Source organism: Peterkaempfera podocarpi (assembly GCF_042466665.1).
GTDB classification, from domain to species: domain Bacteria; phylum Actinomycetota; class Actinomycetes; order Streptomycetales; family Streptomycetaceae; genus Peterkaempfera; species Peterkaempfera podocarpi.
In genome coordinates, this window is the sequence record NZ_CP162102.1 from 2,674,474 (window position 1) to 2,700,070 (window position 25,597).

The following is a 25,597-nucleotide window of genomic DNA, read 5'->3' on the forward strand; positions in this document are numbered from 1 at the left end:
ATTGGGGCCACCACCAGTGAGCAAGTCAGATTCAGCAGGGCTCCCGCAGCGCAACCCGCTGCGGGACCCCGCCGACCGGCGGCTTCCCCGCATCGCGGGGCCGTCCGGTCTGGTCATCTTCGGCGTCACCGGCGACCTGTCGCGCAAGAAGCTGATGCCCGCGGTCTACGACCTGGCGAACCGGGGGCTGCTGCCCCCGGGCTTCTCCCTGGTCGGCTTCGCCCGCCGCGACTGGGCGGACGAGGACTTCGCCGAGGTCGTCCACAACGCCGTCAAGGAGCACGCCCGGACCCCCTTCCGTGAGGAGGTCTGGCAGCAGCTGGCCAAGGGCATGCGCTTTGTGCCCGGCGAGTTCGACGACGACGAGGCGTTCGACACGCTGCGCGCCACCATCCAGGACCTGGACAAGGCCCAGGGCACCGGCGGCAACTTCGCCTTCTACCTCTCGGTGCCGCCGAAGTTCTTCCCCAAGGTCGTCGAGCAGCTGAAGAAGCACGGGCTCGCCGACCCGCCGGAGGGCTCCTGGCGCCGCGCGGTGATCGAGAAGCCGTTCGGCCACGACCTGGCCTCCGCACGCGAGCTCAACAAGGTCGTGCACCAGGTCTTCCCGCCCAACGAGGTCTTCCGGATCGACCACTACCTGGGCAAGGAGACGGTCCAGAACATCCTGGCGCTGCGCTTCGCCAACACCATGTTCGAGCCGATCTGGAACCGGTCGTACGTCGACCATGTCCAGATCACCATGGCCGAGGACATCGGCATCGGCGGCCGGGCCGGCTACTACGACGGCATCGGCTCCGCGCGCGACGTCATCCAGAACCACCTGTTGCAGCTCCTCGCCCTGACCGCCATCGAGGAGCCCGCCTCCTTCGAGGCGGACGCCCTGGTCGCGGAGAAGATCAAGGTGCTGGGTGCCGTCCGGCTGCCCGAGGACCTGGGCAGGCACACCGTGCGCGCCCAGTACACCCACGGCTGGCAGGGCGGCGAGGAGGTGATCGGTTACCTGGACGAGGACGGCATCGACCCCAACTCCAAGACCGACACCTACGCCGCCGTCAAGCTGGAGGTCAACACCCGCCGCTGGGCCGGGGTGCCGTTCTATCTGCGCACCGGCAAGCGGCTGGGCCGCCGGGTCACCGAGATCGCGGTGGTCTTCCAGCGTGCCCCGTACCTGCCGTTCGACTCCTATGCGACCGAGGAGCTGGGGCAGAACGCCCTGGTCATCCGGGTGCAGCCGGACGAGGGCGTCACCGTGCGGTTCGGCTCCAAGGTGCCGGGCACCGCCATGGAGGTCCGCGACGTCACCATGGACTTCGCCTACGGCGAGTCCTTCACCGAGTCCAGCCCCGAGGCGTACGAGCGGCTCATCCTGGACGTGCTGCTCGGCGACGCCAACCTCTTCCCCCGCCACCAGGAGGTCGAGCTCTCCTGGAACATCCTCGACCCCATCGAGGAGTACTGGGAGAAGCACGGCAGGCCGGCCGAGTACCCCGCGGGCACCTGGGGTCCCCAGGAGGCGGACGAGATGCTCGCACGAGACGGACGGAGCTGGCGGCGGCCATGAAGACCGACCTGACGGACACCACGTCCAGCAAGATCAACAGTGCCCTGACGGAGGCCCGCCGATCCATCGGCACCGCCGCCATCGGCATGGTCCTCACCCTGGTCGTCGTCACCGACGAGGGCAGCGCCTACGACGCGCTGAAGGCGGCCGCAGAGGCGTCCCGGGAGCACCCCTCCCGGATCCTCGCGGTCATCAAGCGCCCCGGGCGCTCCCCCCGGGCACGCGCGGAGACCCGGCTCGACGCCGAGATCCGGGTGGGCTCCGACTCCGGCACCGGCGAGACGGTCCTGCTCCGCCTGCACGGCGAGCTGGCCAAGCACGCCCAGTCGGTGGTGCTCCCGCTGCTGCTCCCGGACGCCCCGGTGGTGGTCTGGTGGCCGGAGAACGCCCCGGAGAACCCGGCGGCCGACCCGCTGGGCGCCCTTGCCCAGCGCCGGATCACCGACGCCCTCACCGCCGAGTCGCCGGTGCAGGCCCTGGGCGTCCGGGCGGAGAACTACACCCCCGGCGACACCGACCTGGCCTGGACCCGGATCACCCCCTGGCGCTCCATGCTGGCCGCCGCGATGGACCAGCGCCGCGCCTGGGTCACCTCCGCCGTGGTGGAGGGCGAGTCGTACAACCCGAGCGTGGAACTGCTGGGGATGTGGCTCGCCAACCGGCTGAAGATCCCGGTGGAGCGGGTGGTCAGCAACGGCCCCGGGCTGACCGCGGTGCGGCTGCGCACCGAGGGCGGCGATGTGGTGCTGGACCGCGGCGACGGGCTGATGGCCACGCTCAGCATGCCTGCGCAGCCGGACCGCCAGGTGGCGCTCAAGCGGCGGGAGACCGCCGACCTGATCGCCGAGGAGCTGCGCCGGCTCGACCCGGACGACATCTACTCCTCCGCGGTGCGCACTGGGGTGGACAAGCTGCTGGAGCCCGGCCAGACCGGCCTCGCGGCCGAGGCAGCCACCCCGGCGAAGCCGGCCAAGGCGGCCACCAGCGCCGCCGGGACCGCCTCCGGCACCAGGGTGACGGCCAAGGTCACCGGCGCCCCGGCCAAGAAGACCGCGTCCGCCCGGCGCACCAAGCGGAGCGGGTCGTGACGCTGCCTCCGCAGATCGTGGTCCACCGGGACAAGGAGCTGATGGCCGAGGCCGCAGCTGCCCGGTTGATCACGCATATCGTGGATGTGCAGGCCGCCCGCGGCACCGCTTCGGTGGTGCTGACGGGCGGTCGCAACGGCAATGCACTGCTCTCCGCCATCGCCGCGTCGCCCGCCCGCGACGCGGTGGACTGGGCCCGGCTGGACCTGTGGTGGGGCGACGAGCGCTTCCTTCCGGAGGGCGATCCGGAGCGCAATGTCACCCAGGCCCGGGAGGCACTGCTGGACCTGGTGCCGCTGGATCCGTCGCGGGTGCACGCCATGCCCCCCGCCGACGGTCCCGACGGGGAGAACGTCGAGGCCGCGGCCGAGCGGTACGCCGCGGAGCTGGCGGAGGCCGCCGGGCCGGAGGACCACGCCGCGGCGCCCTCGTTCGACGTGCTGCTGCTGGGCCTGGGCCCGGACACCCATGTGGCGTCGCTCTTCCCGGAGCACCCCGCGGTGCGGGAGACCGAGCGCACCGTGGTGGGTGTGCACGGCGCTCCCAAGCCCCCGCCGACCCGTATCTCGCTCACCCTGCCCGCGATCCGGGCGGCCCGTGAGGTGTGGATGCTGGCCGCCGGCGAGGACAAGGCCGACGCGGTGGCGCTGGCCCTGTCCGGACCCGGGGAGATCCAGGCCCCGGCCTCCGGCGCCCATGGGCGCAGCCGCACCCTGTGGCTGCTGGACCGGGCCGCGGCGGCCGACATCCCCCCGGAGCTCTATCCGCCGTCCTGACCCGTGCACCGCCCTGGGGCGCGGGGAGCCGCGCGACCAGCCTCCGCCGAGGCACACGGTCGCCCGCGCGGCTCCCCGCGCCCCTGCGCATGCCCCCGAGCGGGTCCGGGGCCGATGCCGGGGGCAGGCGCCGGCCCGGTGCTGCGCGGTGTCGTCGGACGCCGGTTCACCGGCCGTACGCGACCCGGATCGACGGGACCGCCCGCGGGGATGTCCCCGGTACGGCACCGGCCCCGCACCCCGTGCCGGGGTGCGGGGCCGGCTGCACTGCCGGACGGCCGGGTGTCAGCGGCCGCGCAGGGTGCGGTAGCGGTTCACCAGGGCCGCGGTGGAGGCGTCCAGACCGGGCACCTCGGCGCCCTCGGTGAGGGCGGGCTCGATGCGCTTGGCGAGCACCTTGCCCAGCTCCACGCCCCACTGGTCGAAGGAGTTGATGCCCCAGATCGCGCCCTGGACGAACACCTTGTGCTCATAGAGGGCGACCAGCTGGCCCAGCACGGAGGGGCTGAGCTCCGCCGCGAGGACGGTGGTGGAGGGGTGGTTGCCGCGGAAGGTGCGGTGCGGCACCTGCTCCGCGGGGACGCCCTCGGCGGCGACCTCCTCGGAGGTCTTGCCGAAGGCCAGCGCCTGGCCCTGGGCGAAGAGATTGGCCATCAGCAGGTCGTGCTGTCCGGCCAGTTCACCGAGCTCGGCAACCGGGCGGGCGAAGCCGATGAAGTCCACCGGGATGGTCTTGGTGCCCTGGTGGAGCAGCTGGTAGTAGGCGTGCTGGCCGTTGGTGCCGGGGGTGCCCCAGACCACCGGGCCGGTCTGCCAGTCCACGGCCCGTCCCTCGCGGTCCACCGACTTGCCGTTGGACTCCATGTCCAGCTGCTGGAGGTAGGCGGTGAAGCGGGAGAGGTAGTGGCTGTACGGCAGCACCGCGTGCGCCTGGGAGTCGAAGAACTGCCCGTACCAGACGCCCAGCAGGCCCATCAGCAGGGGGGCGTTGGCCTCCGGTGCGGCGGTGCGGAAGTGCTCGTCGACCAGGTGGAAGCCGGCCAGCATCTCGCGGAAGCGGTCCGGGCCGATGGCGATCATCAGCGAGAGGCCGATGGCGGAGTCGTAGGAGTAGCGGCCGCCCACCCAGTCCCAGAACCCGAACATGTTGGTGGTGTCGATGCCGAACTTCGCCACCTCCTCGGCGTTGGTGGAGACCGCCACGAAGTGCATGGCCACCGCGCTGCCGTCGCCGCCCAGGCCGTCCAGCAGCCACGTGCGGGCGGCGGTGGCGTTGGTGATGGTCTCGATGGTGGTGAAGGTCTTGGAGGAGACGATGAAGAGGGTCTCCTCCGGGTTGAGGTCGTGGACCGCCTCGTGCAGGTCGGCGCCGTCCACATTGGAGACGAAACGGAAGGTCAGGGAGCGGTCGGTGAAGGGGCGCAGCGCCTCGTAGGCCATCGCGGGGCCGAGGTCGGAGCCGCCGATGCCGATGTTGACGACATTCCTGATGCGCCGTCCGGTGTGGCCGACCCACATGCCGCCGCGGACCGCGTCGGCGAAGGAGGACATCCGGTCCAGCACCTCGTGCACGGCCGGGACCACGTTCTCCCCGTCCACCTCGACCACGGCGTCCCGGGGGGCGCGCAGCGCGGTGTGCAGCACCGCGCGGTTCTCGGTGGTGTTGATCCTCTCGCCGCGGAACATCGCGTCGCGCAGCTCGGCCACTCCGCGGGCCCGGGCGAGTTCGCGCAGCAGCTGCAGCGTCTCATCGGTCACCAGGTGCTTGGCGTAGTCCAGCTGAAGGTCGCCCACCTGGACGGTGTACCGCTCGGCGCGTCCCGGGTCGTCCGCGAAGAGGGTGCGCAGATGCGTGTCCCCCAGCTCCTCGCGGTGCTTGGCCAGCGCGGCCCATTCGGGGGTCCGGTCGAGCCGGGTACCGCCGTGCATGTTCTTGTCGGACATCCGTCCACTTCTCCTCGTCATCGGCTCTGCCGCGCAGGGGCGGGCCGGAGCGGAGCGCGGGCCCTCGAGACGCTCCGCCAGCGACGCCGTCGTCCCTGGTCAGCCCGGTCGGCCTGCTGGCTGCAGGATCCAAACTAATCGATCCCGGACCGTCAGGAGCCGTCTGCCCGGCCGCTGTGCGGCCGAACCAGGGATGCGCGGCCCCAGTCGTACACCGCCAGGCGGCGCCTGCGGATTGCGGGAACCTCAACGGCGGCTGAAATCCCGGGGCCGACTGCGCGGCGTCACAGCCGGCGCAGTCCTTCGGCCACCTCGCGCAGCAGCGCCGCGTCCGGGCGGCGGCCGGCGGCCGGGGCGGAGATCCGCACCGCGCCGGCGTCCAGCAGATCGCCCAGCAGCACCCGCACCACGCCGAGCGGCAGATCGGCGTCGGCGGCCAGCTCCGCGACCGGACGCGGGTCGGCTCCCAGCAGGTGCAGCAGGGTGCTGCGGGCATGGTCCAGGGCGGGCAGCACGGCATCCGGTACCCGCACCACCATCGACATCAGCGCGATCTCATGGCCCCCGGCCGGCCGGGTACGGCCCCGGGTGAAGGTGTAGGGGCGGATCAGCGGGCCGGCCTCGTCCTCGAACCAGTGCGTACCGGAGCCGTCGTCGGTCAGGGTCATCGCCCCTCTCACCCGCCGTCCGGCGCCAGGGTCGCCCGCACCGGGGTGCCCAGATGCCGCCCCGCCCGCTTGACCAGCAGTGACATCTCATAGGCGAGCTGCCCCACATCGGCGCCGGCATCGGACAGCACGGCGAGGCAACTGCCGGCGCCGGCGGGGGTGACAAACAGATAGGCGTCCTCCAGCATCACCATGGTCTGCCGCACGGCCCCGGCGGAGAACTGGCTGCCGACACCCTTGGCGAGACTGTGGAAGCCGGAGCAGAGAGCCGCCAGATGGTCGATGTCCTCCTGGGCGAGCCCCGCGGAGGCGGCGGTGGCGAGGCCGTCGGCGGAGAGCAGCACGGCCTGGCGGACCTCCCCCGTACGGGCGACCAGGTCCTCCAGCAGCCAGTCGAGCCCGCCGGCCGGGTCGGTGGTGGTCATGGCTCGTCCCTCTCCTCGGTGGTGCCGGCGGTGGGGGTGTCCTGATCGGTTCCGGGCTGCCGGGGCTGCTGGGGCGGCTCTCCGCCGCGGCCCCGCACCAGGCCGCGCTGGAAGGCTCCGAAGACGGCTCCCAGCTGCTCCGGGGTCACCTCCTGGCCGCCGCCGGCCCCGGCGGACGGAGCGGACGGGACGGACGGGGCGGGTGCCTCGCGCAGCTGCGGGGCGAGGCCTGCCTGACGCACCCTCCTGGGCAGCGCCGACGCCTCGGCTGACGGGGCCTCGATTGACAGGGCCTCGATTGACGGGGCCTCGGCTGACGGGGCCCCGGGGAGGGCTGCCGCGGGTGGCTCCGCCGGCTGCGTCCGCGGGCCGCGCCTCGGCAGGGTGCCGGTGGCCGCGGAGGTGGCGGGGACGGCCGCCAGGACCCTGGCCGGGGTGTCGTCCGGCTGCTCCACGGCCGCCCGCTCCGCAGTGTGCGGCGCCGACGGGTCCGCCGCCGCGAGGGGATCCGCACCGGCCGGGGCCGCCGCGGCGGCGCCCTCGGCGAGGACGGCCGCGGGGAGGAAGACCACCGCTGTGGTGCCTCCGTACGGCGAGCGGCAGAGCGTGACCTCGATGCCATGGCGGTCGGCGAGCCGCCCCACCACGAAGAGTCCCAGCCGCTCCGCCCTGGTGAGGTCGACCTCCCCGGCCCGGGTCAGGGTCCGGTTGGCCCCGGCCAGCTCCTCCGGGTCCATGCCCAGCCCGCGGTCGTCGATCTCCAGCACAAAGCCGTGCGCCACCGCCCCCGCCCGCATGGTGACCTGGGTCTGCGGCGGCGAGAAGGCCGTGGCGTTCTCCACCAGCTCGGCGACCAGGTGGATCACATCGGCCACCGCGGCACCGACGACGGAGACCTCCGGCATCGGCGGCACCACCACCCGGGTGTAGTCCTCCACCTCGCCGACCGCCGAGCCGACCACCTCCACCAGCGGCACCGGACGGCGCCACATCCGGCCCGGTGCCGCACCGGAGAGGATGATCAGGCTCTCCGCATGGCGGCGCATCCGGGTGGTGAGATGGTCGATCCGGAAGAGGTCCGCCAGCTCGTGGGTCGGTGGTGCGCCGCTCCATGGCGTCGACGAGCTTCAGCTGGCGGTGCACCAGCGCCTGGCTGCGCCGGGCGATGTTCAGAAAGACCGCCGAGACGCCGCCGCGCAGCCGGGCCTGCTCCACCGCTGCCTCCACGGCGGCCCGGCGGGCCTCGTTGAAGGCGAGGCCGACCTGGCCGATCTCATCGCCGCCGAAGGCCAGCGGCGGCGCCTCGACGGCCGCGTCCACCCGCTCACCGGTGCTCAGGCGGCTCACCACGTCCGGGAGTTGGCGGGTGGCGAGCCGGTCCGCGGCGTCCCGGAGTCCGCCCAGCCGGCGTGAGATGCCGCGTCCGGTGCGGACCGAGAACCACACCGAGAGGCCGACCGCCAGCAGGCCCAGGCCGCCGGCGGTGCCCGCGCGGACCAGTTCGGCCTTGGCGAAGGCCCGCCCCCGGGTGGCGGAGTTACGGGCCGCGTCGCTGCAGAGCAGCATGTAGCGGCGTAGGGCGTGGTCCATGGTGGCGCGCCAGGCCGCGCCGCCGACGGCGTCCCGGGCTCCGTCGGGGCCCGCGGCGAGGACCGCGTTCTCGGCCCGGGTCAGCGCGGTGTAGTCCGAGGAGCGGGAGAAGGCCTGGAATCCGCTGCGGGAGTCGGCCGGCAGCGCCGGGACGTAGGTGCGGTAGAAGACCCGCCGGTCCTCCACGGTCGCGGCGAAGGCCTGGTACTGGGCGGTGGTGAAGCGGCCCGCCGCGGCCGCGGCCGTCCCCATGGCGTCGATACGGGAGACATACTCGCGGACCCGCACCAGCTCGACGACGTTCTGCGCTTCACGGGCGAGATGTCCGGCCTGGAGCGCGGTCAGCGCCGACTGGAGGGCGAAGCCCGGCTCCACCACGGCGCTGTAGTCGGCGATCGCCCGGTCCCAGGTCGTTCTGCGGCCCACCACCCGGGCGCGCAGCGCGGTCAGGGTGTCGGTCGCGGTCACCACGGCGGTGAGGCGGTCGCGCTGTTCGGCGGTCAGCTCGCCCAGCCGGCCCCGGTCGGTGGCGACGGCGCGCATGGCCCGCACCGCCTCGTCGGTGGCGTGCTGCTGGGTGGTCAGCCGGGCGAGGGAGACCGGGCCGCCGCCGGAGGCGAGGTACTCGGCGGCGTCGCGGCGCTCGATCTGGACCTGGCCGACGGCGGTGTCCACCGGGGTGCCGAAGTACTCGTAGACGCTCTCCAGCCGGATCAAGGCCCTCAGATCACCGGTCATCGACACCATGGCGAACGACCAGAGCGCCAGCAGTGCGACCACCGGGACCAGTACCAGCCGAATGATCCTGGCCCGCACCGTAGAACCACTGAACGGCAGATGCATGGCTCCCCCCACGAAAGCAGCGGGCCACGGCGATGCACCGAGGCGTCGGACGGGGAGGATACCGCTCGACAGGCCGGAAGTGACCGCCCAGTAGCTTCATTTGTCACAGATCACTTCGCAAGGTCATCGGCCGGGTGCGGAGCGGTGCAGGGCACCGGCCGACGCGTGGCAGCGGAAGGACGGCGTGCGGGAGCCGGGCCGCGCCCCCTGAACCGGGAGCGGGCAGGGCGCGTAGGGAACGCCGGGCTCCGGAGCAGCTCCCGTCCCGGGGAACCCGCACTGTCCGCCGACGGGAGCGGGGGGCCGGCTGCCCGCCCCCGGGAGGAGAACCCCGGACATGGCCCAGGCTCTCGACACCTCACTGCTCCACCAGGCCGCGCACAGCCCGTCCTGGTTCGCGCTGCAGCGGGCGCTGCGCGGCCGGCGTACCGACCTGGTCGACTTCTGCATCCCCTGCAACCCCTACTTCCCCAGCGCGGAGATGCTGGAGCAGCTACGGCAGGGCATGGTCGACATCCTCACCTACTACCCGAGCGACAGCGCCGCCATCACCGCCGAGGCCTGCGCGGCGCTCGGCCTCAATCCGCAGACGGTCGCCATGGGCAACGGCTCCACCGAGCTGATCACCTGGATCGACCGCCTGCTGGTGCGGGAGAGCGTCGCCGTGCCGGTGCCCACCTTCGGCCGCTGGACCGACCAGCCGATGGAGACCGGCAAGCGGGTCGACATGTTCCTGCTGCGCGAGGAGGACGGCTTCCGCATGGATGTCGACGCCTTCGTCCGCTTTGTTCGGCAGCGCGGCTCCCGTGCCGCCGTCATCTGCAACCCCAACAACCCCGACGGCAACTACCTGCCCCGCAGCGAGGTGCTGCGGCTGCTGGACAGCCTGGCCGATCTGGACCTGGTGGTGGTGGACGAGTCCTTCATCGACTTCACCGACGCGGAACCGGCGCCCTCCGTCGCCGACCAGGCGGTGCTGCGGCCCAATGCAGTGGTGCTGAAGAGCCTCGGCAAGAACTTCGGTCTGCACGGGGTGCGCTTCGGCTACCTGGTGGCCAACCCCGCACTCGCCGGGACGATCCGCAACGCACTGCCGCGCTGGAACCTCAACTCCTTCGCGGAGGCCATGGTCTTCCTGCTCCGCGACCACATGGCGGAGTACCGGGAGAGCCTGCGCATCGTCGCCCGCGACCGCCGGGCGATGTTCCAGAACCTCCAGGCGGTGCCCGGACTGGGTGTGCTGCCCTCGCAGGCCAACTTCCTGCTCACCCGGCTGCCGGAGGGCGCCGACGGGAGCAGGCTGCGTGACGCGCTCTTCGCCGAGCACGGCGTCTTCATCCGCGAATGCGGCAACAAGCTGGGGATGAGCAGCCGCTTCCTGCGACTGGTGGTACGGCCGGTCGACGACCAGCAGCGGCTGGTGGCCGGCCTCTTCGCCGTGCTCTACGGCTCCGGGGCCGCTCCGGGCTGGCCCACCGCACCACTGCCGTCGGCACCGCCGATGCCGGCCCAGCTCCCCCCGGGGGTGCTGCCGCAGGTCGCGGTACCGCAGATCGCGGTCCGGCAGATGCCCATGGCGGCTCTGCCGCCCTACCCGATCGGCTGACCCGGACGCCCGCCGGGCACCGGCACACCGGTACGGGGAACGGCGCGACCGGCTGCACGCCGGCGCGCGCAGGGGCCCGGCCGCCCGGTCGTGCGCCACCCGGGGTCACGGGGTCCGCGGGCTCGGCACTCCGGGTGCCTGGTCGACCACGCCGCCCCCGCGCCCCGGGTGTGCGGGACCGCCCGTGCCGGACGGGCTCCGGTCCCTGTGGATGTCGGTCCCTGCGGATGTCGGACACATGGTGAGGGGATGTGCCCGGGAGGCTCCGCTCAGATCTCGCCGCGGAGCTTGGCCAGCGCCTCGGCGAGGATCGCCTCGCCGTCGGCGTCGCTGCGCCGCTCGCGGACATAGGCGAGGTGCGTCTTGTACGGCTCGGTGCGCGGCGGGGCCGGGGGGTTGTCCTGGTCCTGGCCGGCCGGGAAGCCGCAGCGGGGGCAGTCCCAGGTCTCGGGGACGGCCGCGTCGGAGGCGAAACTGGGGCGCGTCTCGTGCTGGTTGGCGCACCAGAAGGAGATGCGGATCCGCGGCGCGGACTCGCCGCGCTCCGCTTCACCCATCGGCCCGGCCCCGACCCTGCTGCCACGGATGGCGTTGCCACTTGCCACGGTCTGACTCCCTGCGCTCTGGTGCGATCCAATCTCGGCCGACTCCCCGCGAGACCGGGCCCGTGCGGCAGGCGGGCGACCGCTGGACGGCAGCGAGGTCGTCCCAGTGTACGGAGGAGCGGACGGTACGTCCGCACCCCCTCCAGGGGACGGCGAAGCCACCGGCGGGGGGCAGGCCTCCGACCAGGATAGGCGGGCAACAGACCACCCGTCAGTCTTCGGCCGTCAAAGGCCGGTGTGCTACTTGTACTTCAGCAGCAGCGTCAGCACCACGATGCAGGCGAACCAGCAGATCCCCAGCACGATGGTGATGCGGTCCAGGTTGCGCTCGGCCACCGAGGAGCCGCCGATGGAGGAGGACATGCCGCCACCGAACATGTCGGACAGGCCGCCGCCCTTCCCCTTGTGCAGCAGCACCAGGAGGATCATCAGCATGCTGAACACGATCAGCGCGATCGAGAACCCGAGGATCACGACGGGACCAACTCTCTCGTTCCGGTAGGAAGGGGCCGGACCGCGCTGGGTCCGGCCCCGTCACAATGTCACAGGCACCCTATGGCAGCCGACAGCGGTCAGCCTACCGCCTGGTCGCGAAAGCGCACGATCTTGACGAAGTCCTCGGCGTCCAGCGCCGCTCCGCCGATCAGGGCACCGTCCACATCGGGCTTGGCCATGATCCCGGGGGCGTTGGAGGACTTGCACGAACCGCCGTACAGGACCCGGACCTTGTTCGCGAGGTCCGCGTCGTAGAGCTCGGCCAGGCGGGCGCGGATGGCACCGCAGACCTCCTGGGCGTCCTCGGGGGTGGCCACCTCGCCGGTGCCGATCGCCCACACCGGCTCGTAGGCGATCACGATCTGCTCGGCGTCGGAGGCCGGGATGCCCGCCAGCGCGCCGTCGACCTGGGCCAGGGTGAAGGGCACCTGCTCCCCGGCCTTGCGGACGTCCAGGCCCTCGCCCACACAGAGGATCGGCACGATGCCGTTGCGGAAGGCGGCCTTGACCTTGACGTTGACGACCTGGTCGTCCTCGCCGTGGTACTGGCGGCGCTCCGAGTGGCCGATGGCCACATAGGTGCACTTCAGCTTGGCCAGCATCGGCCCGGAGATGTCGCCGGTGTAGGCACCGGAGTCATGGGCGGAGATGTCCTGGGCGCCGTAGCGGATCTTCAGCTTGTCGCCGTCGACCAGCGTCTGCACCGAGCGCAGGTCGGTGAACGGCGGCAGCACCGCGACCTCGACCGCCTCGTAGTCCTTGTCGGTGAGGGCGAAGGCGAGCTTCTGGACGTGCGCGATGGCCTCGAGGTGGTTGAGGTTCATCTTCCAGTTGCCCGCCATCAGCGGGGTGCGAGTGGTCTCGCTCATATCGGTTCAGTCCTCCAGTGCGGCGAGGCCGGGAAGCGTCTTGCCCTCGAGGTACTCGAGGCTGGCACCGCCGCCCGTCGAGATGTGCCCGAACTTCGTCTCGTCGAAGCCCAGGGTGCGGACGGCCGCGGCGGAGTCCCCGCCGCCGACCACGGTGAAGGCCGGGCTGTCGAGCAGGCCCTGCGCGACGGCCTTGGTGCCCTCGGCGAAGGCCGGGTGCTCGAAGACGCCCATCGGGCCGTTCCAGAACACCGTGGCGGCGTCGGCGAGCTTGGCGGCGAACAGCCGGCCGCTCTCCGGGCCGATGTCCAGCCCGAGCTTGCCCTCGGGCATCGCGTCGGCCGGGACGACCTCGAAGTCCGCCACCGGGGCGCCGGTCTTGACGTCGGGGAAGGAGCCGGAGACGGCGACGTCGACGGGGAGGACGAACTCCACGCCGGCCTTCTCGGCCCGCTCCAGGTACTCCTGGACGACCGGGATCTGGTCCTCCTGCAGCAGGCTGGAGCCGACCTCGTAGCCCTTGGCCTTGAGGAAGGTGAAGACCATGCCGCCGCCGATCAGGATGCGGTCGGCCTTGTCCAGCAGGTTCTCGATCACGCCGATCTTGTCGGAGACCTTGGAGCCGCCGAGGACCACCGCGTACGGGCGGGATACCTCCTCGGTGAGCCGCTTGAGCACCCCGACCTCGGTGGCGATCAGCTGGCCGGCGGCGTGCGGCAGCCGGGCCGGGAGGTCGTAGACCGAGGCGTGCTTGCGGTGCACGGCGCCGAAGCCGTCGCCGACGTAGCGGTCCGCCAGAGCGGCCAGGGCGTCCGCGAAGGCGCCGCGCTCGGCGTCGTCCTTGCTGGTCTCACCGGCGTTGAAGCGCAGGTTCTCCAGCAGGGCGACCTGTCCGTCGCCCAGCTCGGCGACGGTGGCCCGGGCGCTCTCGCCCACGGTGTCGGTGGCGAAGGCCACGTCGCGGCCGAGCAGTTCGGCCAGCCGGCGCGCGACCGGGGCCAGCGAGTACTGCGGGTCCGGGGCGCCCTTGGGACGGCCCAGGTGGGAGGCGACGATCACCTTGGCGCCGGACTGGGCCAGCTTGGCGATGGTCGGGGCGACGGCGCGGATCCGGCCGTCGTCGGTGATCGTCTCACCGGAGAGCGGGACGTTGAGGTCGGCACGGACGAACACCCGTCGGCCGGCGACGTCCAGGTCGTCGATGGTCTTCACGGTGGAGGTCTCCTGGGTGGGGACGGTGGAGCAGGTCGGCGGCGCTGCGGCGGGCCGCCGGTGGCAACTACGCGCAGAGGGTGCGCCCGCGGTGCGGGCGGGACAGGGGACAGGGTCCGGACGGGCGCGATGCGCGCCGTCCGGACCCTGTCCCTCACATCTCGTCAGCCCGCGGCAGTCAGAGCCGCTCGCCGATGTAGCCGGCCAGGTCGACCAGACGGTTGGAGTAGCCCCACTCGTTGTCGTACCAGCCGACGACCTTGACCTGGTTGCCCTGGGCCATGGTGAGCGGCGAGTCGAAGGTGCAGGAGACGGGCTCGTTCACGATGTCCGAGGACACGATCGGGTCCGTGCTGTAGGCCAGGATGCCCTTGAGCGCGCCCTCGGCGGCCTTCTGGAAGGCCGCGTTGACCTCGTCCTTGGTGACCTCGCGCTCCAGGGTGACCACCAGGTCGGTGACCGAGCCGGTGGGGACCGGGACGCGCATGGCGATGCCGTCCAGCTTGCCCTTGAGCTCGGGGATGACCAGCGAGGTCGCCTTGGCGGCACCGGTCGAGGTGGGGATGATGTTCTGCGCGGCGGCGCGGGCGCGGCGCAGGTCCTTGTGCGGGAAGTCCAGGATGACCTGGTCGTTGGTGTACGCGTGGACCGTGGTCATCAGGCCCTTGACGATGCCGAAGTTCTCCAGCAGCACCTTGGCCATCGGCGCCACGCAGTTGGTGGTGCACGAGGCGTTGGAGATGATGGTGTGCTTGGCGGCGTCGTACTTGTCCTCGTTGACGCCCATCACGATGGTGATGTCCTCGTCGGAGGCGGGCGCCGAGATGATGACCTTCTTGGCACCGGCGGCGACGTGCTTCTTTGCAGCCTCCGCCTTGGTGAAGATACCGGTCGACTCGATCACGATGTCCGCGCCGAGCTCGCCCCACGGGAGGGCGGCCGGGTCACGCTCGGCGATGGCCTTGAAGGTCTTGCCACCGACGGTGATGGAGTCGCCGGAGTGGGTGACCTCGGCGTTGAGGCGGCCCAGAATGGTGTCGTACTTGAGCAGGTGCGCCAGGGTCGCGTTGTCGGTCAGGTCGTTGACACCGACGATCTCGATGTCCGCGCCCTGGGCCAGTGCCGCACGGAAGAAGTTGCGGCCGATGCGGCCGAACCCGTTGATGCCTACCCGGATCGTCACGAACCGATCTCCTCTGAGGTACGCCGGACGCTAAGCCGACGGGGTGGATTGGGATGTCCCCGACCGAGTACGACCCTACCTCGCCCGGGTGTCCGCCAGCACACGCGGGCAGGGCGAGGGCCCCGTCTGGCGGGCATCGGAGGCCATCGGGGCCACACCACCGGCCGCTCGTTCGACCACCCATGGATGCTCTGGGGGCGCACCCGGATCAGAAGTTGCCGCCGGAGTCACCACCTCCGAAGCCGCCGCCGAAGTCGCCGCCACCACCCGTGTCGTCGCCGCCGAAACCACCCGAGAAGTCGTCACCACCGCTGTCGCCGAAGCCTCCGCCGAAGCCGCCGGGCGCGTCCCACCCGCCGTAGCCGCCGGGGCCGCCCAGGCTGCTGCCGAGCAGGGTCCCCGCCAGCAGACCGGGCAGCAGCATCGAGCCGTAACCGCCGAAGTAGCCTGCCGTCCACGGGGCGTAGGCCGGGCCCGCGTCCCAGTAGGGCACCCGGCCGGCGGCTGTGGGGACGGTGCGCACCGCGGGGTCCAGGCCGTCCGCGAGCCGCGCCGCGTCCGCCGCGCACACCGGCACGGCACGGACCGCCCCTCCCGGCGGGGCCCACTCGGCGTCCCGCACCGAGGGTCCGTGGCGGGGGTCGAAGAAGCAGGGCGGCCGGCGCTCGGGCAGGGCGCGGCCCGCACGACGGGCATCCAGCCGGGCCAGCGCGAAGCGGCCCTCCTCCAGCGCCTCGGTCACCGCGCGTACGTCCTGCGGGCGGGCTGCCGCCGCCTGGGCCTGCTTGGCGCGTTCATAGGCGTCCAGCGCGTTGCGGTAGTCGTCCAGCATCTCCGGGGTGGCCGCACGGTCGCCGGGGTCGAAGTCCAGCCGGTCGAGGCTCTCGCCGTAGGTGGTGATGTCCTCGTCCACGGCGGCCCGCACCTGCTCCAGCTCGGCCTGCTCCTGGCGGCTGCGCCGGCGGCGGGCGCGGCTGCGGACCAGCAGCAGTCCGGATCCGACGACGGCCAGCACCACCACCACGCCGACCAGCAGCCCGGTACCGCCCCCGCCGCCGTGTGCCGGGCGGGCCGCACTCGCCGCGCCCACGTCGGCGACAAAGCCGTCCAGGATCGCGGCGGGGTCACCGGGGTGGTCCTGCACATTGCGCTGTGCCAGGCGCTGCGCCGTGCCGCCGGGCAGCACCGAGGAGTCGGAGGCGGCACCGAAGCGCTGCCCCAGGGCGACCGCATAGACGCCCGGGCGCCCCACCGCCGTCCGCAGCCGGTCGAAGACGGCGTTGCCGCCGTAGGCCGGGTCGGCCGGCAGCACCGCGACAAAGATCGGCACCCCGCCGGCTCTGATCCGGTCGGCGAGCGCCGCTGCGTCGGCCGGTGAGACCTGGGCGGGGGCCGCGGGGTCGACATAGACGGGGTTGTGCCGCAGTGCCGCGGCGACCTCGTCGATCCCGGTCGCGGAGCGGGCCGTGCCCACCGGACCGAGTAGCGCGGCCGCGACGGCGAGCAGCAGCGCCCACAGCAGGATCGGCCGTTTGGTGCTCATAGCGGTCCGCTACCCAGCGGGCCGTCGCCGAGTCCTCCCGGACGGTGCCGCTTGGCCGTCCGATGCATTGACACCCCTCCAGGGTGGCGTCATCATCGAGCACGCTGTATTTGGGAGCGCTCCCATGCTCCGGACAGTGGCATCCGCTGCCCGCCCGTGCCCATTCCCCCCACCCCCGGCGCCGTGCGCCGGGTCCGCGCACCGTACGGGAAGGACGCCCATGCCACGCGCCGACCGGCATCACCCGCCGCACACCACCGCCCCTCCGCCGCGACCGGCCCGACGCCGCCGCCTCGCCGGGCTCGCCCTGGTCGGCGCGCTCGCCGCCGGCGTACTGCTGCCGATCCGCCTCACCACCCCCGCCGCGGCCGCCACCACCTTCAACTACGGTGAGGCGCTGCAGAAGTCGCTCTTCTTCTACGAGGCCCAGCAGTCCGGCAAGCTGCCCACCACCAACCGCGTCTCCTGGCGCGGCGACTCCGGGCTCAACGACGGCAAGGACGTCGGCCTGGACCTCACCGGCGGTTGGTACGACGCCGGCGACCATGTGAAGTTCGGCCTCCCCATGGCCGCCTCCACCACCCTGCTGGCCTGGGGCGGCATCGCCGAGAAGCAGGCGTACACCTCCTCCGGGCAGATGCAGTACCTCAAGAACAGCCTGCGCTGGGTCAACGACTACTTCATCAAGGCCAACCCCTCCCCCAATGTCCTCTACGGACAGGTCGGCAACGGGTCCACGGACCACGCCTGGTGGGGTCCGGCCGAGGTGATGCCGATGGCCCGCCCCGCATACAAGATCGACGCCTCCTGCCCCGGCTCCGACCTGGCAGGTGAGACGGCCGCCGCGATGGCCTCCTCCTCGATGGTCTTCGCCGACAGCGACCCGACGTATGCGCAGACCCTGCTCACCCACGCCAAGCAGCTCTACTCCTTCGCCGACACCTACCGCGGCAAGTACAGCGACTGCATCAGCGACGCCCAGGGCTACTACAACTCCTGGAGCGGCTACAACGACGAGCTGGTGTGGGGCGCCATCTGGCTCTACAAGGCCACCGGGGACGCCTCCTACCTGTCCAAGGCGGAGTCCTACTACGCCAACCTCTCCACCGAGCCGCAGACCACCACCCGCTCCTACAAGTGGACGCTGGCCTGGGACGACAAGTCCTATGGCTGCTATGTGCTGCTGGCCCAGCTCACGGGCAAGCAGCAGTACATCGACGACGCCGACCGCTGGCTCGACTGGTGGACCGTGGGTGTGAACGGCAGCAAGGTCAACTACTCTCCGGGCGGCGAGGCCGTGCTGGACTCCTGGGGTTCGCTGCGCTACGCGGCCAACACCTCCTTCGCCGCGCTGGTCTACTCGGACTGGCTGACCGGCGACGACACCCGCAAGGCCCGTTACCACGACTTCGCGGTACGGCAGATCAACTATGCGCTGGGCGACAACCCCCGCAAGTCCAGTTACATGATCGGCTTCGGTGCCAGCCCGCCGCAGAACCCGCACCACCGCACCGCCCACGGCTCCTGGACCGACCAGCTCACCAACCCGGTCAACACCCGGCACACCCTCTACGGCGCCCTGGTCGGCGGGCCCAGCTCCGCGGACGACCAGTACACCGACGACCGCAGCAACTACACCGACAACGAGGTCGCGGACGACTACAACTCCGGCCTCACCGGCGCACTCGCCCGGCTCTACTCCGAGTACGGAGGCAGTCCGCTGGCGAGCTTCCCCGCCAAGGAGACCCCGGACGGCCCGGAGATGTCGGTGCAGGCCTCGGTCAATGCCGCGGGCACCAACTTCACCGAGATCAAGGCCTACCTGATCAACAAGTCGGCCTGGCCGGCGCGGGCGCTGAACCACGCCTCGCTGCGCTACTACTTCACCCTGGAGCCGGGCGTCAGCCCCAGCCAGATCACCCTCACCACCAACTACAACCAGTGCGGCGCCGTCTCCGGTCCGACGCAGTTCAAGGACAGCGTCTACTACGTCACCGTGGACTGCTCGAACACCAGCATCGCCCCGGCGGGCCAGTCCGTGTACCGCAAGGAGGTCCAGTTCCGGATCGCCTCCTCGGGTGCCTGGGACCCCACCAACGACTGGTCCTACCAGGGCATCTCCACCACCCCCGGCTCCACGCCGGTGGACGCGGCCGATGTGGTGCTGCTGGACGGTGCCGCCGTGCAGTGGGGTGCCACACCGGACGGCTCCCTGCCGACCGGCAGCCCGACGCCGACCCCCACGCCGACGCCCACTCCTACTCCGACGCCGACGCCGACGTCCACCCCGACGCCGACGCCCACCCCGACGCCCACGCCCACTCCTACTCCGACGCCCACGCCCACCCCGACGCCCACGCCCACGCCCACGCCCACGCCCACGCCCACGCCCACGCCGACCGGTACCGCCGGCTCCTGTGCGGTGACCTACACCGTCGGCAGCTCCTGGGGCAGCGGCTTCACCGCTGACGTCACGGTGAAGAACACCGGATCCACCGCGCTCAACGGATGGACGGTCGGCTTCTCCTTCAAAGGCTCGGAGCAGATCACCAACGCCTGGAACGCCGCCGTGACCCAGAGCGGCAGCACCGTCACTGCCAAGGACAGCGGCTACAACGCGGCCATTGCGCCGGGTGCCACCGCCTCCTTCGGCTTCCAGGCCTCCGGCGCCACCGCCGGCACCCCGACGGCCTTCACCGTCAACGGCAGAACCTGCACCTGACCTGCCCCGAGAGCGGCCCGGCCTGACAGGGTGCAGGCCGGGCCGCCGCAGTCAGGGCGCCACGGCCAAGGCGCCACGGTCAGACCGCCACAGTCAGGCCGTTCCGGCGGCCGTCGTCCTGGAGCGCAGCCGATGCACCAGGACGACGGCCACCACGGAGCCGGCTGTGGCTGCCAGCGCCACCGCGACACCCTGGTCCAGCACCAATGACGCCCCGACCCCGGCGCCGGCCACCATGGCCAGCACCGTCACCAGACGCCGGCCCATCATGGGGTTGCTGCCGCCCGCCACCGAGGAGTCGGCGATCAGACCGGTGAGGGTCCTGGTGACGACTGTGGTGGTCAGATCGGGCACGGCCAGCTTTCGGACCGTGGCGTTGCGCATGCCCATGGCCACGGCAAGGAGCATGATCACGACATGGTCCCGGCCGCCCCCGGTGACGGTCGCCGCCACCACCGCCGCCGCCGCGTCCAGCACCGCCTCCACCGAGAGCGCCCGGCCCACCCACCGGCGCTGGGGCTGGTCCGCCATCGCCACCCCCAGGCGTCCGCCGAGCAGAGTGCCGATCACAAAGCCGCCGAGTGAGGTCGTGGTACGGCTGATGGAGAAGCCCGGGGAGCCGGCCGCCGAGAAGCCCAGCACCAGGATGTTGCCGGTCATATTGGCGGTGAAGACATGGCCGAGCCCCAGGTAGCTGGCCGCGTCCTGCAGTCCGCTGACGAAGGTCAGCGCCTGCAGCGCGGGCGGCAGCGGATCCGCCGGACGGAGTGGCTCAGGTGCCGAGGATGCCATGGTCGACACCCTCGCACGGAGTGCGCCGCTCGCCCGTTCTGACAGGCCGTCGAATCCTTCGCCCAGCCCGTCAACGGGTGTGTTCACGGCCTGCCGGCTGTCGCCGTGCCGACGTACGGAGGTGGTCCTGCCGTCCTCGACGGCGAGGAACCTCTGTCGTGGATCCGTCCGCCGGCCGCAACGCCCCGGGGGCCACTTGCGCACCGGCACCGGACGGACACACGGTCGCCCCCACCAGAGGCGCTGCCAGGCCAGTGCAGGTCTCGCCCGGCCCCGTCGGACCCTGGCTGCGCGCCCCTGGTTCCGCGTCCGGCGAGTTCGTCCGGCCGCCCGAGCCGGACCTGGCGACGCCTGTGCTCCTGAGCCGCGGTCCGGTTTCCGCGTGGCAGCTGCGGCCCGCTGCCTGTGCGCCCGCCCCGGCAGTGCCGGGGCGGGCGCATGTGCTGTCGGGGGCGTCTCAGCCGGCGACCATTTCCTCGGTCAGGTTGGCCTCGGTGCTGGGCAGACCCAGCTCCAGCGCGCGCTTGTCGGCCATCGCCAGCAGACGGCGGATACGGCCCGCGACCGCGTCCTTGGTCAGCGGCGGGTCGGCCAGCGAGCCCAGCTCCTCCAGCGAGGCCTGCTTGTGCTCCATGCGCAGCCGACCGGCGGCGGCCAGGTGCTCGGGCACCTCCTCGCCGAGGATCTCCAGAGCGCGCTGCACCCGGGCGCCGGCCGCGACGGCGGCACGGGCGGAGCGGCGCAGATTGGCGTCGTCGAAGTTGGCCAGCCGGTTGGCGGTGGCCCGGACCTCGCGGCGCATCCGGCGCTCCTCCCAGGCGAGCACCGCCTCATGGGCGCCCAGGCGGGTCAGCAGCGCGCCGATGGCGTCGCCGTCCCGCACCACCACCCGGTCCACGCCCCGCACCTCGCGGGCCTTGGCCGCGATGCCGAGCCGGCGGGCGGCGCCGACCAGGGCGAGAGCCGCCTCGGAACCGGGGCAGGTGATCTCCAGCGAGGAGGACCTGCCCGGCTCGGTGAGCGACCCATGGGCCAGGAAGGCTCCACGCCAGGCCGCCTCCGCGTCGCAGGTGGCACCGGAGACCACCGCCGGGGGCAGGCCCCGGATCGGGCGCCCGCGACCGTCGACCAGTCCGGTCTGCCGGGCCAGCAGATCGCCGTCCTTGATCACCCGCACCACGAACCGGCTGCCCCGCCGCAGACCGCCGGGGGCCATCACCACCAGCTCCGAGGAGTGGCCGAAGATCTCCAGCAGGTCCTTGCGCAGCCGCCGGGCGGCAAAGGTGGTGTCGAGCTCGGCCTCGATCACGATGCGGCCGCTCACGATGTGCAGACCGCCTGCGAACCGCAGGATCGCCGAAACCTCCGCCTTGCGGCAGCAGGTCCGGGTGACCGGGAGCCGGCTGATTTCGTCCTTCACCGCTGGAGTCATCGCCATGCGCCGATCCTTCCATGTGTCCGGAAAATCCGGTCGTACGCGGCGGCCAAGAGCTCGGGGTCGTGTCGCGGGGTGCCGTCCGCCGCCGCCACGCGGTCGAGCACCAGTTCACCGCCCATCCGACCGGCGGCCTTCTCCAGACCCGGGAGGTCGGCGTCCCCGAAGGCGCCGCCGGTCACCGCGCCCTCGTCGACCAGGATGGCGTCCACCGCCAGCTCCGGGGCGTGGTGTGCCAGCACCTCCAGATGGCGCTGCGGGGTGAAGCCCTCGGTCTCCCCCGGCTGCGGGGCGAGGTTGAGGGTGAGCAGCCGCCGTGCCTTGGTGGCGAAGAGCGCCTCGGCGAGCTCGGGGACCATCAGATGCGGCAGCACACTGGTGAACCACGACCCCGGGCCCAGCACCACCCAGTCGGCGTCCCTGACGGCGGTGACCGCCTCCGGGACGGCCGGGGGGTCCTCCGGGAGCAGCCGGATGGACTGCACGGTGCCGGGGGTGACCGCCACATGCGCCTGGCCGCGCACGGTACCGATCTCGCCGGGCCTGGCCGGGTCATGGCCCCGCACGGTGGCCTCGATGTCCAACGGCACCGCCGACATGGGCAGCACCCGGCCGTGCGCACCCAGCAGCCGGCCCACCCACTCCAGGGCGGCGACATGGTCGCCCAGCTTCTCCCACAGCGCCACGATCAGCAGATTGCCGACGGCGTGGCCGTGCAGCTCGCCGTCGCTGGTGAAGCGGTGCTGGATCACCTCGGACCAGGTACGGCCCCAGTCGTCGTCACCGCAGAGCGCGGCGAGCGCCTTGCGCAGATCGCCGGGGGGCAACACCCCCAGCTCCTCGCGGAGTCTGCCGCTGGAGCCGCCGTCGTCCGCGACGGTGACCACTGCGGTGAGGTCGGCGGTGAGCCGCCGCAGCGCCGACAGCGAGGCGGAGAGCCCCTGCCCTCCGCCCAGCGCCACGATCTTGGGGGCGGCCGCCTTGTGGGCACCTCCCTGCGCCCGGTCGGCAGCCTTCCGCTGGAGCTGCCGCCCCGGAGAGTGTCCCGTCACACGTGCCCCACGTTCTTCTGCCGGCTCCGTCCCGGTGTCCTGGGCCCGCAGGGCCCAGGACACCGGGACGGAGCGTCATTCCCGTCCCATGTCGCGGTGCACCAGGACCGTCTCCACCCCGTCGGCGATCAGGCGCTTGGCCAGCCGCTCCGACATGGCGACACTCCGGTGCTTCCCCCCGGTGCAGCCTACGGCAAGGGTCATATAGCGCTTGCCCTCGCGGCGGAAGCCGGCGGTCACGATGCGCAGCAGCTCGGAGTATCCGTCCAGGAACTCCTTGGCTCCGGGCTGGTCGAAGACATAGCGGGCGACCTCGTCGTCGGTGCCGGTACGGGGACGCAGCTCCGGTACCCAGTGGGGGTTGGGCAGGAAGCGGCAGTCGGCGACCAGGTCGGCGTCGACCGGCAGGCCGTACTTGAATCCGAACGACATCACGGTGGCGCGCAGCTCGGGCTCGCCCTCGCCGGAGAACTGGGCGTCCAGCTTGGCGCGCAGCTCGTGCACATTGAGGCTGGAGGTGTCGATCACCAGGTCGGCCTCGCCGCGCAGCTCCCGCAGCAGATCGCGCTCACGCGCTATCCCGTCGACGATCCGGCCGTCGCCCTGCAGCGGATGCGGGCGGCGAACGCTCTCGAAACGGCGGACCAGGGCGTCGTCGGAGGCCTCCAGGAAGACCACCCGCAGCCGGACACCGCGCCGCTCCAGCTCCTCCAGGGAGGTGAGCAGGTCGTCGAAGAAGCGGCGGCCGCGGACGTCCACCACCACGCCTATCCGGGCCACCGCGCCCTGCGAGCGGGCGCCGAGGTCGACCATGGTCGGTATCAAGGAGGGCGGCAGATTGTCCACGACGAACCAGCCCAGGTCCTCCAGGCACTTCGCAGCGGTGCTGCGGCCCGCGCCGGACATGCCCGAGATGATCACCAGCTCGGGGACGTTCTCCCCGGTACCGGACACAGTCACTGTTCTTCCCCGCTTTCGGTGGTTCTGCTACGGAGAACGCGCCGGAGGGCCTGGGGCTTCCCTGTGTCACCCGGGAGAGTGACAGCAGCCCTGGCCGGGCGGATCCGGTGCGGACGGACTGCGTCGGCCGTCATCGCGTCTCCTGGTCGTCAATGATCTCTCCGGTCGAGGTGTTCACGGCAGGTGCAGCCGGTGTACGGGAGGCCAACGCGGCAGCAACAGCCTCCGCCGTGCGGCGCCCGACGCCCGGCACGGTGCAGATCTCCTCCACCGTGGCGGCCCGCAGCTTCTTCAGCGACCCGAAGTGCTTCAGCAGCGCCTGGCGGCGGGTCTCCCCCAGGCCAGGGACGCTGTCCAGGCCGCTGGCGGTGAGCCGCTTGGAGCGCTTGTTGCGCTGGTAGGAGATGGCGAACCGGTGGGCCTCGTCACGAACTCGCTGGAGCAGATAGAGGCCCTCGCTGGTGCGGGGCAGCACCACCGGGTCGTCCTCGCCGGGCAGCCAGACCTCCTCCAGCCGCTTGGCCAGACCGCACAGCGCCACATCGTCGATGCCCAGTTCGTCCAGGGCCCGGCGGGCCGCCGCCACCTGGGGCTGGCCGCCGTCCACCACCACCAGCTGGGGAGGGTAGGCGAAGCGCCGGGGGCGGCCGGTCTCCGGGTCGACGGGACCCGCCGCGACCTCCTCACCGGGCTGGACCTCCCCGGGCTGGACCTCCCCGGGCTGGACCTCCCCGGGTGCGGGCGCCTCACCGGCCTCGGGGACCTCCCACTCGCCGGTGGCCTGCCGCTCCTGGAGGTAGCGCCGGAAGCGGCGGGTGAGCACCTCGTGCATGGAGCGGACGTCGTCCTGGCCGGCGAAGCCCTTGATGGCGAAGCGGCGGTACTCGCTCTTGCGGGCCAGGCCGTCCTCGAAGACCACCATGGAGGCGACGACGTCCTCGCCCTGGAGGTGGGAGATGTCGAAGCACTCGATGCGCAGCGGCGCGGAGTCCAGCCCCAGCGCGTCCGCGATCTCCTGGAGGGCGACACTGCGGGTGGTGAGGTCGGAGGCCCGCTTGGTCTTGTGCAGGGCCAGCGTCTGCTGGGCGTTGCGCTGCACGGTGGCCATCAGGTCCCTCTTGTCGCCCCGCTGCGGTATCCGCAGGTCGACCCGGGAGCCGCGCAGAGTGCAGAGCCAGTCCACGACCGGCTCCAGCGGCTCGGGCAGCGCGGGGACCAGCACCTCCTTGGGCACCATGTCGTCGCCGCCGCCGTAGAGCTGCTGCAGGGCGTGCTCCACCAGGTCAGAGGTGTCCACGTCCTCGACCTTGTCGGTGACCCAGCCGCGCTGGCCGCGCACCCGGCCGCCGCGCACATGGAAGATCTGGACGGCCGCCTCCAGTTCGTCCTCGGCGATGGCCAGCAGATCGGCGTCGGTGCCGTCTGCCAGCACCACGGCCTGCTTCTCCATGGCCCGCTTCAGTGCGCCGATGTCGTCGCGGAGCCGGGCGGCGCGCTCGTACTCCATGTCGGCGGCCGCATCCCGCATCTGCTCCTCGAGGCGCCGCAGATAGGTGCCGGTGCGACCGGCCATGAAGTCGCAGAACTCCTCGGCCAGGGCACGGTGCTCATCCGCGGTGACCCGGCCGACGCAGGGCGCCGAGCACTTGCCGATGTAGCCCAGCAGGCAGGGCCGCCCGACCTGCTGGGACCGCTTGAACACCCCGGCGGAGCAGGTGCGCACCGGGAAGACGCGCAGCAGCAGGTCGACGGTCTCCCTGATCGCCCAGGCATGACCGTACGGGCCGAAGTAGCGCACGCCCTTGCGGTGCGGCCCGCGCATCACCTGCACCCGGGGGAACTCCTCGCCCAGGGTCACCGCGAGCGAGGGATAGCTCTTGTCGTCGCGGTACTTGACGTTGAAGCGGGGGTCGAACTCCTTGATCCAGGTGTACTCGAGCTGAAGCGCCTCCACCTCGGTGCCCACCACGGTCCACTCCACGGACGCCGCCGTGGTGACCATGGTCGCGGTACGCGGGTGGAGGCCCGCGAGGTCCTGGAAGTACGAGGACAGCCGGGAACGGAGGCTCTTGGCCTTGCCGACGTAGATCACCCGTCCATGGGCGTCACGGAACTTGTAGACGCCGGGTGAGTCCGGGATCTGCCCGGGCGCGGGACGGTACGTCGACGGGTCGGCCATCAGTGCTCCCCTGCAAACGGATCCCGGGACTCTGACGACAGTATCG

At 72.1% G+C, this 25,597-nt stretch carries 21 protein-coding genes and 1 pseudogene; 6 read left to right on the forward strand and 16 right to left on the reverse strand.

Going from position 1 to position 25,597, the window contains the following annotated elements:
- Positions 1-16: 16 nt before the first annotated feature.
- Genes zwf through pgl form a run of 3 tightly spaced genes read left to right on the forward strand, consistent with a single transcriptional unit; the run spans position 17 to position 3,428 of the window.
- Positions 17-1,564: a glucose-6-phosphate dehydrogenase gene (gene zwf / locus AB0761_RS11695; protein ID WP_377268917.1), complete on the forward strand. Its 1,548-nt coding sequence runs from the start codon at positions 17-19 to the stop codon at positions 1,562-1,564.
- Positions 1,561-2,652 carry a glucose-6-phosphate dehydrogenase assembly protein OpcA gene (gene opcA, locus AB0761_RS11700; protein ID WP_377268918.1) on the forward strand — a complete coding sequence of 364 codons (1,092 nt, stop codon included), beginning with the start codon at positions 1,561-1,563 and terminating at the stop codon, positions 2,650-2,652. The genes zwf and opcA overlap by 4 nt, the downstream gene beginning before the upstream one ends.
- The gene (gene pgl / locus AB0761_RS11705) at positions 2,649-3,428 is read left to right on the forward strand and encodes a 6-phosphogluconolactonase (protein ID WP_377268919.1); all 780 of its coding nucleotides are present in this window, start codon (positions 2,649-2,651) and stop codon (positions 3,426-3,428) included. Before opcA ends, pgl begins: the two co-directional genes overlap by 4 nt.
- A 285-nt stretch (positions 3,429-3,713) precedes the next feature.
- Here pgl and pgi read toward each other — a convergent pair whose 3' ends face one another.
- The 4 genes from pgi to AB0761_RS11725 all read right to left on the reverse strand — a co-directional run bounded on the left by pgi (position 3,714) and on the right by AB0761_RS11725 (position 7,511).
- A complete protein-coding gene (gene pgi / locus AB0761_RS11710) occupies positions 3,714-5,372 on the reverse strand; it encodes a glucose-6-phosphate isomerase (RefSeq protein WP_377268920.1) in 1,659 nt (552 codons plus the stop codon).
- 284 nt (positions 5,373-5,656) lie between these two features.
- The gene (locus AB0761_RS11715; RefSeq protein ID WP_377274028.1) at positions 5,657-6,034 is read right to left on the reverse strand and encodes a DUF742 domain-containing protein; all 378 of its coding nucleotides are present in this window, start codon (positions 6,032-6,034) and stop codon (positions 5,657-5,659) included.
- Positions 6,035-6,048: 14 nt separating this feature from the next.
- A complete protein-coding gene (locus AB0761_RS11720; protein WP_377274029.1) occupies positions 6,049-6,465 on the reverse strand; it encodes a roadblock/LC7 domain-containing protein in 417 nt (138 codons plus the stop codon).
- Positions 6,462-7,511, reverse strand: coding sequence for an ATP-binding protein (locus AB0761_RS11725; protein ID WP_377268921.1), 1,050 nt, complete (start codon positions 7,509-7,511; stop codon positions 6,462-6,464). The genes AB0761_RS11720 and AB0761_RS11725 overlap by 4 nt, the downstream gene beginning before the upstream one ends.
- A 7-nt stretch (positions 7,512-7,518) precedes the next feature.
- Between AB0761_RS11725 and AB0761_RS11730 the strand changes: the two genes are divergently transcribed.
- A complete protein-coding gene (locus AB0761_RS11730) occupies positions 7,519-7,878 on the forward strand; it encodes a hypothetical protein (RefSeq protein WP_377268922.1) in 360 nt (119 codons plus the stop codon).
- Between the two features lie 228 nt (positions 7,879-8,106).
- Here the strand turns inward: AB0761_RS11730 and AB0761_RS11735 are convergent.
- Positions 8,107-8,898, reverse strand: a pseudogene (locus AB0761_RS11735) (nitrate- and nitrite sensing domain-containing protein); the annotation flags it as partial.
- 337 nt (positions 8,899-9,235) lie between these two features.
- Here AB0761_RS11735 and AB0761_RS11740 point away from each other — a divergent pair.
- Entirely contained in the window at positions 9,236-10,504 is a 1,269-nt protein-coding gene (locus AB0761_RS11740) for a pyridoxal phosphate-dependent aminotransferase (protein ID WP_377268923.1), read from the forward strand.
- A gap of 269 nt (positions 10,505-10,773) precedes the next feature.
- Here AB0761_RS11740 and AB0761_RS11745 read toward each other — a convergent pair whose 3' ends face one another.
- From AB0761_RS11745 to AB0761_RS11770, 6 genes are all read right to left on the reverse strand, one after another.
- On the reverse strand, positions 10,774-11,061 hold the full coding sequence (locus tag AB0761_RS11745) for an RNA polymerase-binding protein RbpA (protein ID WP_229759216.1): 288 nt from the start codon (positions 11,059-11,061) through the stop codon (positions 10,774-10,776).
- Positions 11,062-11,349: 288 nt separating this feature from the next.
- Positions 11,350-11,583 carry a preprotein translocase subunit SecG gene (gene secG, locus AB0761_RS11750; protein WP_377268924.1) on the reverse strand — a complete coding sequence of 78 codons (234 nt, stop codon included), beginning with the start codon at positions 11,581-11,583 and terminating at the stop codon, positions 11,350-11,352.
- Between the two features lie 98 nt (positions 11,584-11,681).
- The gene (gene tpiA / locus AB0761_RS11755) at positions 11,682-12,473 is read right to left on the reverse strand and encodes a triose-phosphate isomerase (protein ID WP_377268925.1); all 792 of its coding nucleotides are present in this window, start codon (positions 12,471-12,473) and stop codon (positions 11,682-11,684) included.
- Positions 12,474-12,479: 6 nt separating this feature from the next.
- Positions 12,480-13,685, reverse strand: coding sequence for a phosphoglycerate kinase (locus tag AB0761_RS11760; protein ID WP_377268926.1), 1,206 nt, complete (start codon positions 13,683-13,685; stop codon positions 12,480-12,482).
- Positions 13,686-13,863: 178 nt separating this feature from the next.
- Positions 13,864-14,868 carry a type I glyceraldehyde-3-phosphate dehydrogenase gene (gap, locus tag AB0761_RS11765; protein ID WP_055587571.1) on the reverse strand — a complete coding sequence of 335 codons (1,005 nt, stop codon included), beginning with the start codon at positions 14,866-14,868 and terminating at the stop codon, positions 13,864-13,866.
- A 208-nt stretch (positions 14,869-15,076) separates the two neighbouring features.
- Positions 15,077-16,411: a hypothetical protein gene (locus tag AB0761_RS11770; RefSeq protein WP_377268927.1), complete on the reverse strand. Its 1,335-nt coding sequence runs from the start codon at positions 16,409-16,411 to the stop codon at positions 15,077-15,079.
- A 220-nt stretch (positions 16,412-16,631) separates the two neighbouring features.
- Between AB0761_RS11770 and AB0761_RS11775 the strand changes: the two genes are divergently transcribed.
- Positions 16,632-19,133 carry a glycoside hydrolase family 9 protein gene (locus AB0761_RS11775; protein WP_377268928.1) on the forward strand — a complete coding sequence of 834 codons (2,502 nt, stop codon included), beginning with the start codon at positions 16,632-16,634 and terminating at the stop codon, positions 19,131-19,133.
- Between the two features lie 93 nt (positions 19,134-19,226).
- Here AB0761_RS11775 and AB0761_RS11780 read toward each other — a convergent pair whose 3' ends face one another.
- The 5 genes from AB0761_RS11780 to uvrC all read right to left on the reverse strand — a co-directional run bounded on the left by AB0761_RS11780 (position 19,227) and on the right by uvrC (position 25,551).
- Positions 19,227-19,925: a YoaK family protein gene (locus tag AB0761_RS11780; RefSeq protein ID WP_377268929.1), complete on the reverse strand. Its 699-nt coding sequence runs from the start codon at positions 19,923-19,925 to the stop codon at positions 19,227-19,229.
- Between the two features lie 457 nt (positions 19,926-20,382).
- Positions 20,383-21,363, reverse strand: a complete 981-nt coding sequence (gene whiA / locus AB0761_RS11785; RefSeq protein ID WP_055589538.1) for a DNA-binding protein WhiA — start codon at positions 21,361-21,363, stop codon at positions 20,383-20,385.
- Positions 21,354-22,325 carry a uridine diphosphate-N-acetylglucosamine-binding protein YvcK gene (yvcK, locus tag AB0761_RS11790; protein WP_377274031.1) on the reverse strand — a complete coding sequence of 324 codons (972 nt, stop codon included), beginning with the start codon at positions 22,323-22,325 and terminating at the stop codon, positions 21,354-21,356. Before yvcK ends, whiA begins: the two co-directional genes overlap by 10 nt.
- A gap of 162 nt (positions 22,326-22,487) precedes the next feature.
- The gene (rapZ, locus tag AB0761_RS11795; RefSeq protein ID WP_377268930.1) at positions 22,488-23,372 is read right to left on the reverse strand and encodes an RNase adapter RapZ; all 885 of its coding nucleotides are present in this window, start codon (positions 23,370-23,372) and stop codon (positions 22,488-22,490) included.
- A 130-nt stretch (positions 23,373-23,502) separates the two neighbouring features.
- Entirely contained in the window at positions 23,503-25,551 is a 2,049-nt protein-coding gene (uvrC, locus tag AB0761_RS11800; RefSeq protein WP_377268931.1) for an excinuclease ABC subunit UvrC, read from the reverse strand.
- Positions 25,552-25,597 lie beyond the last annotated feature (46 nt).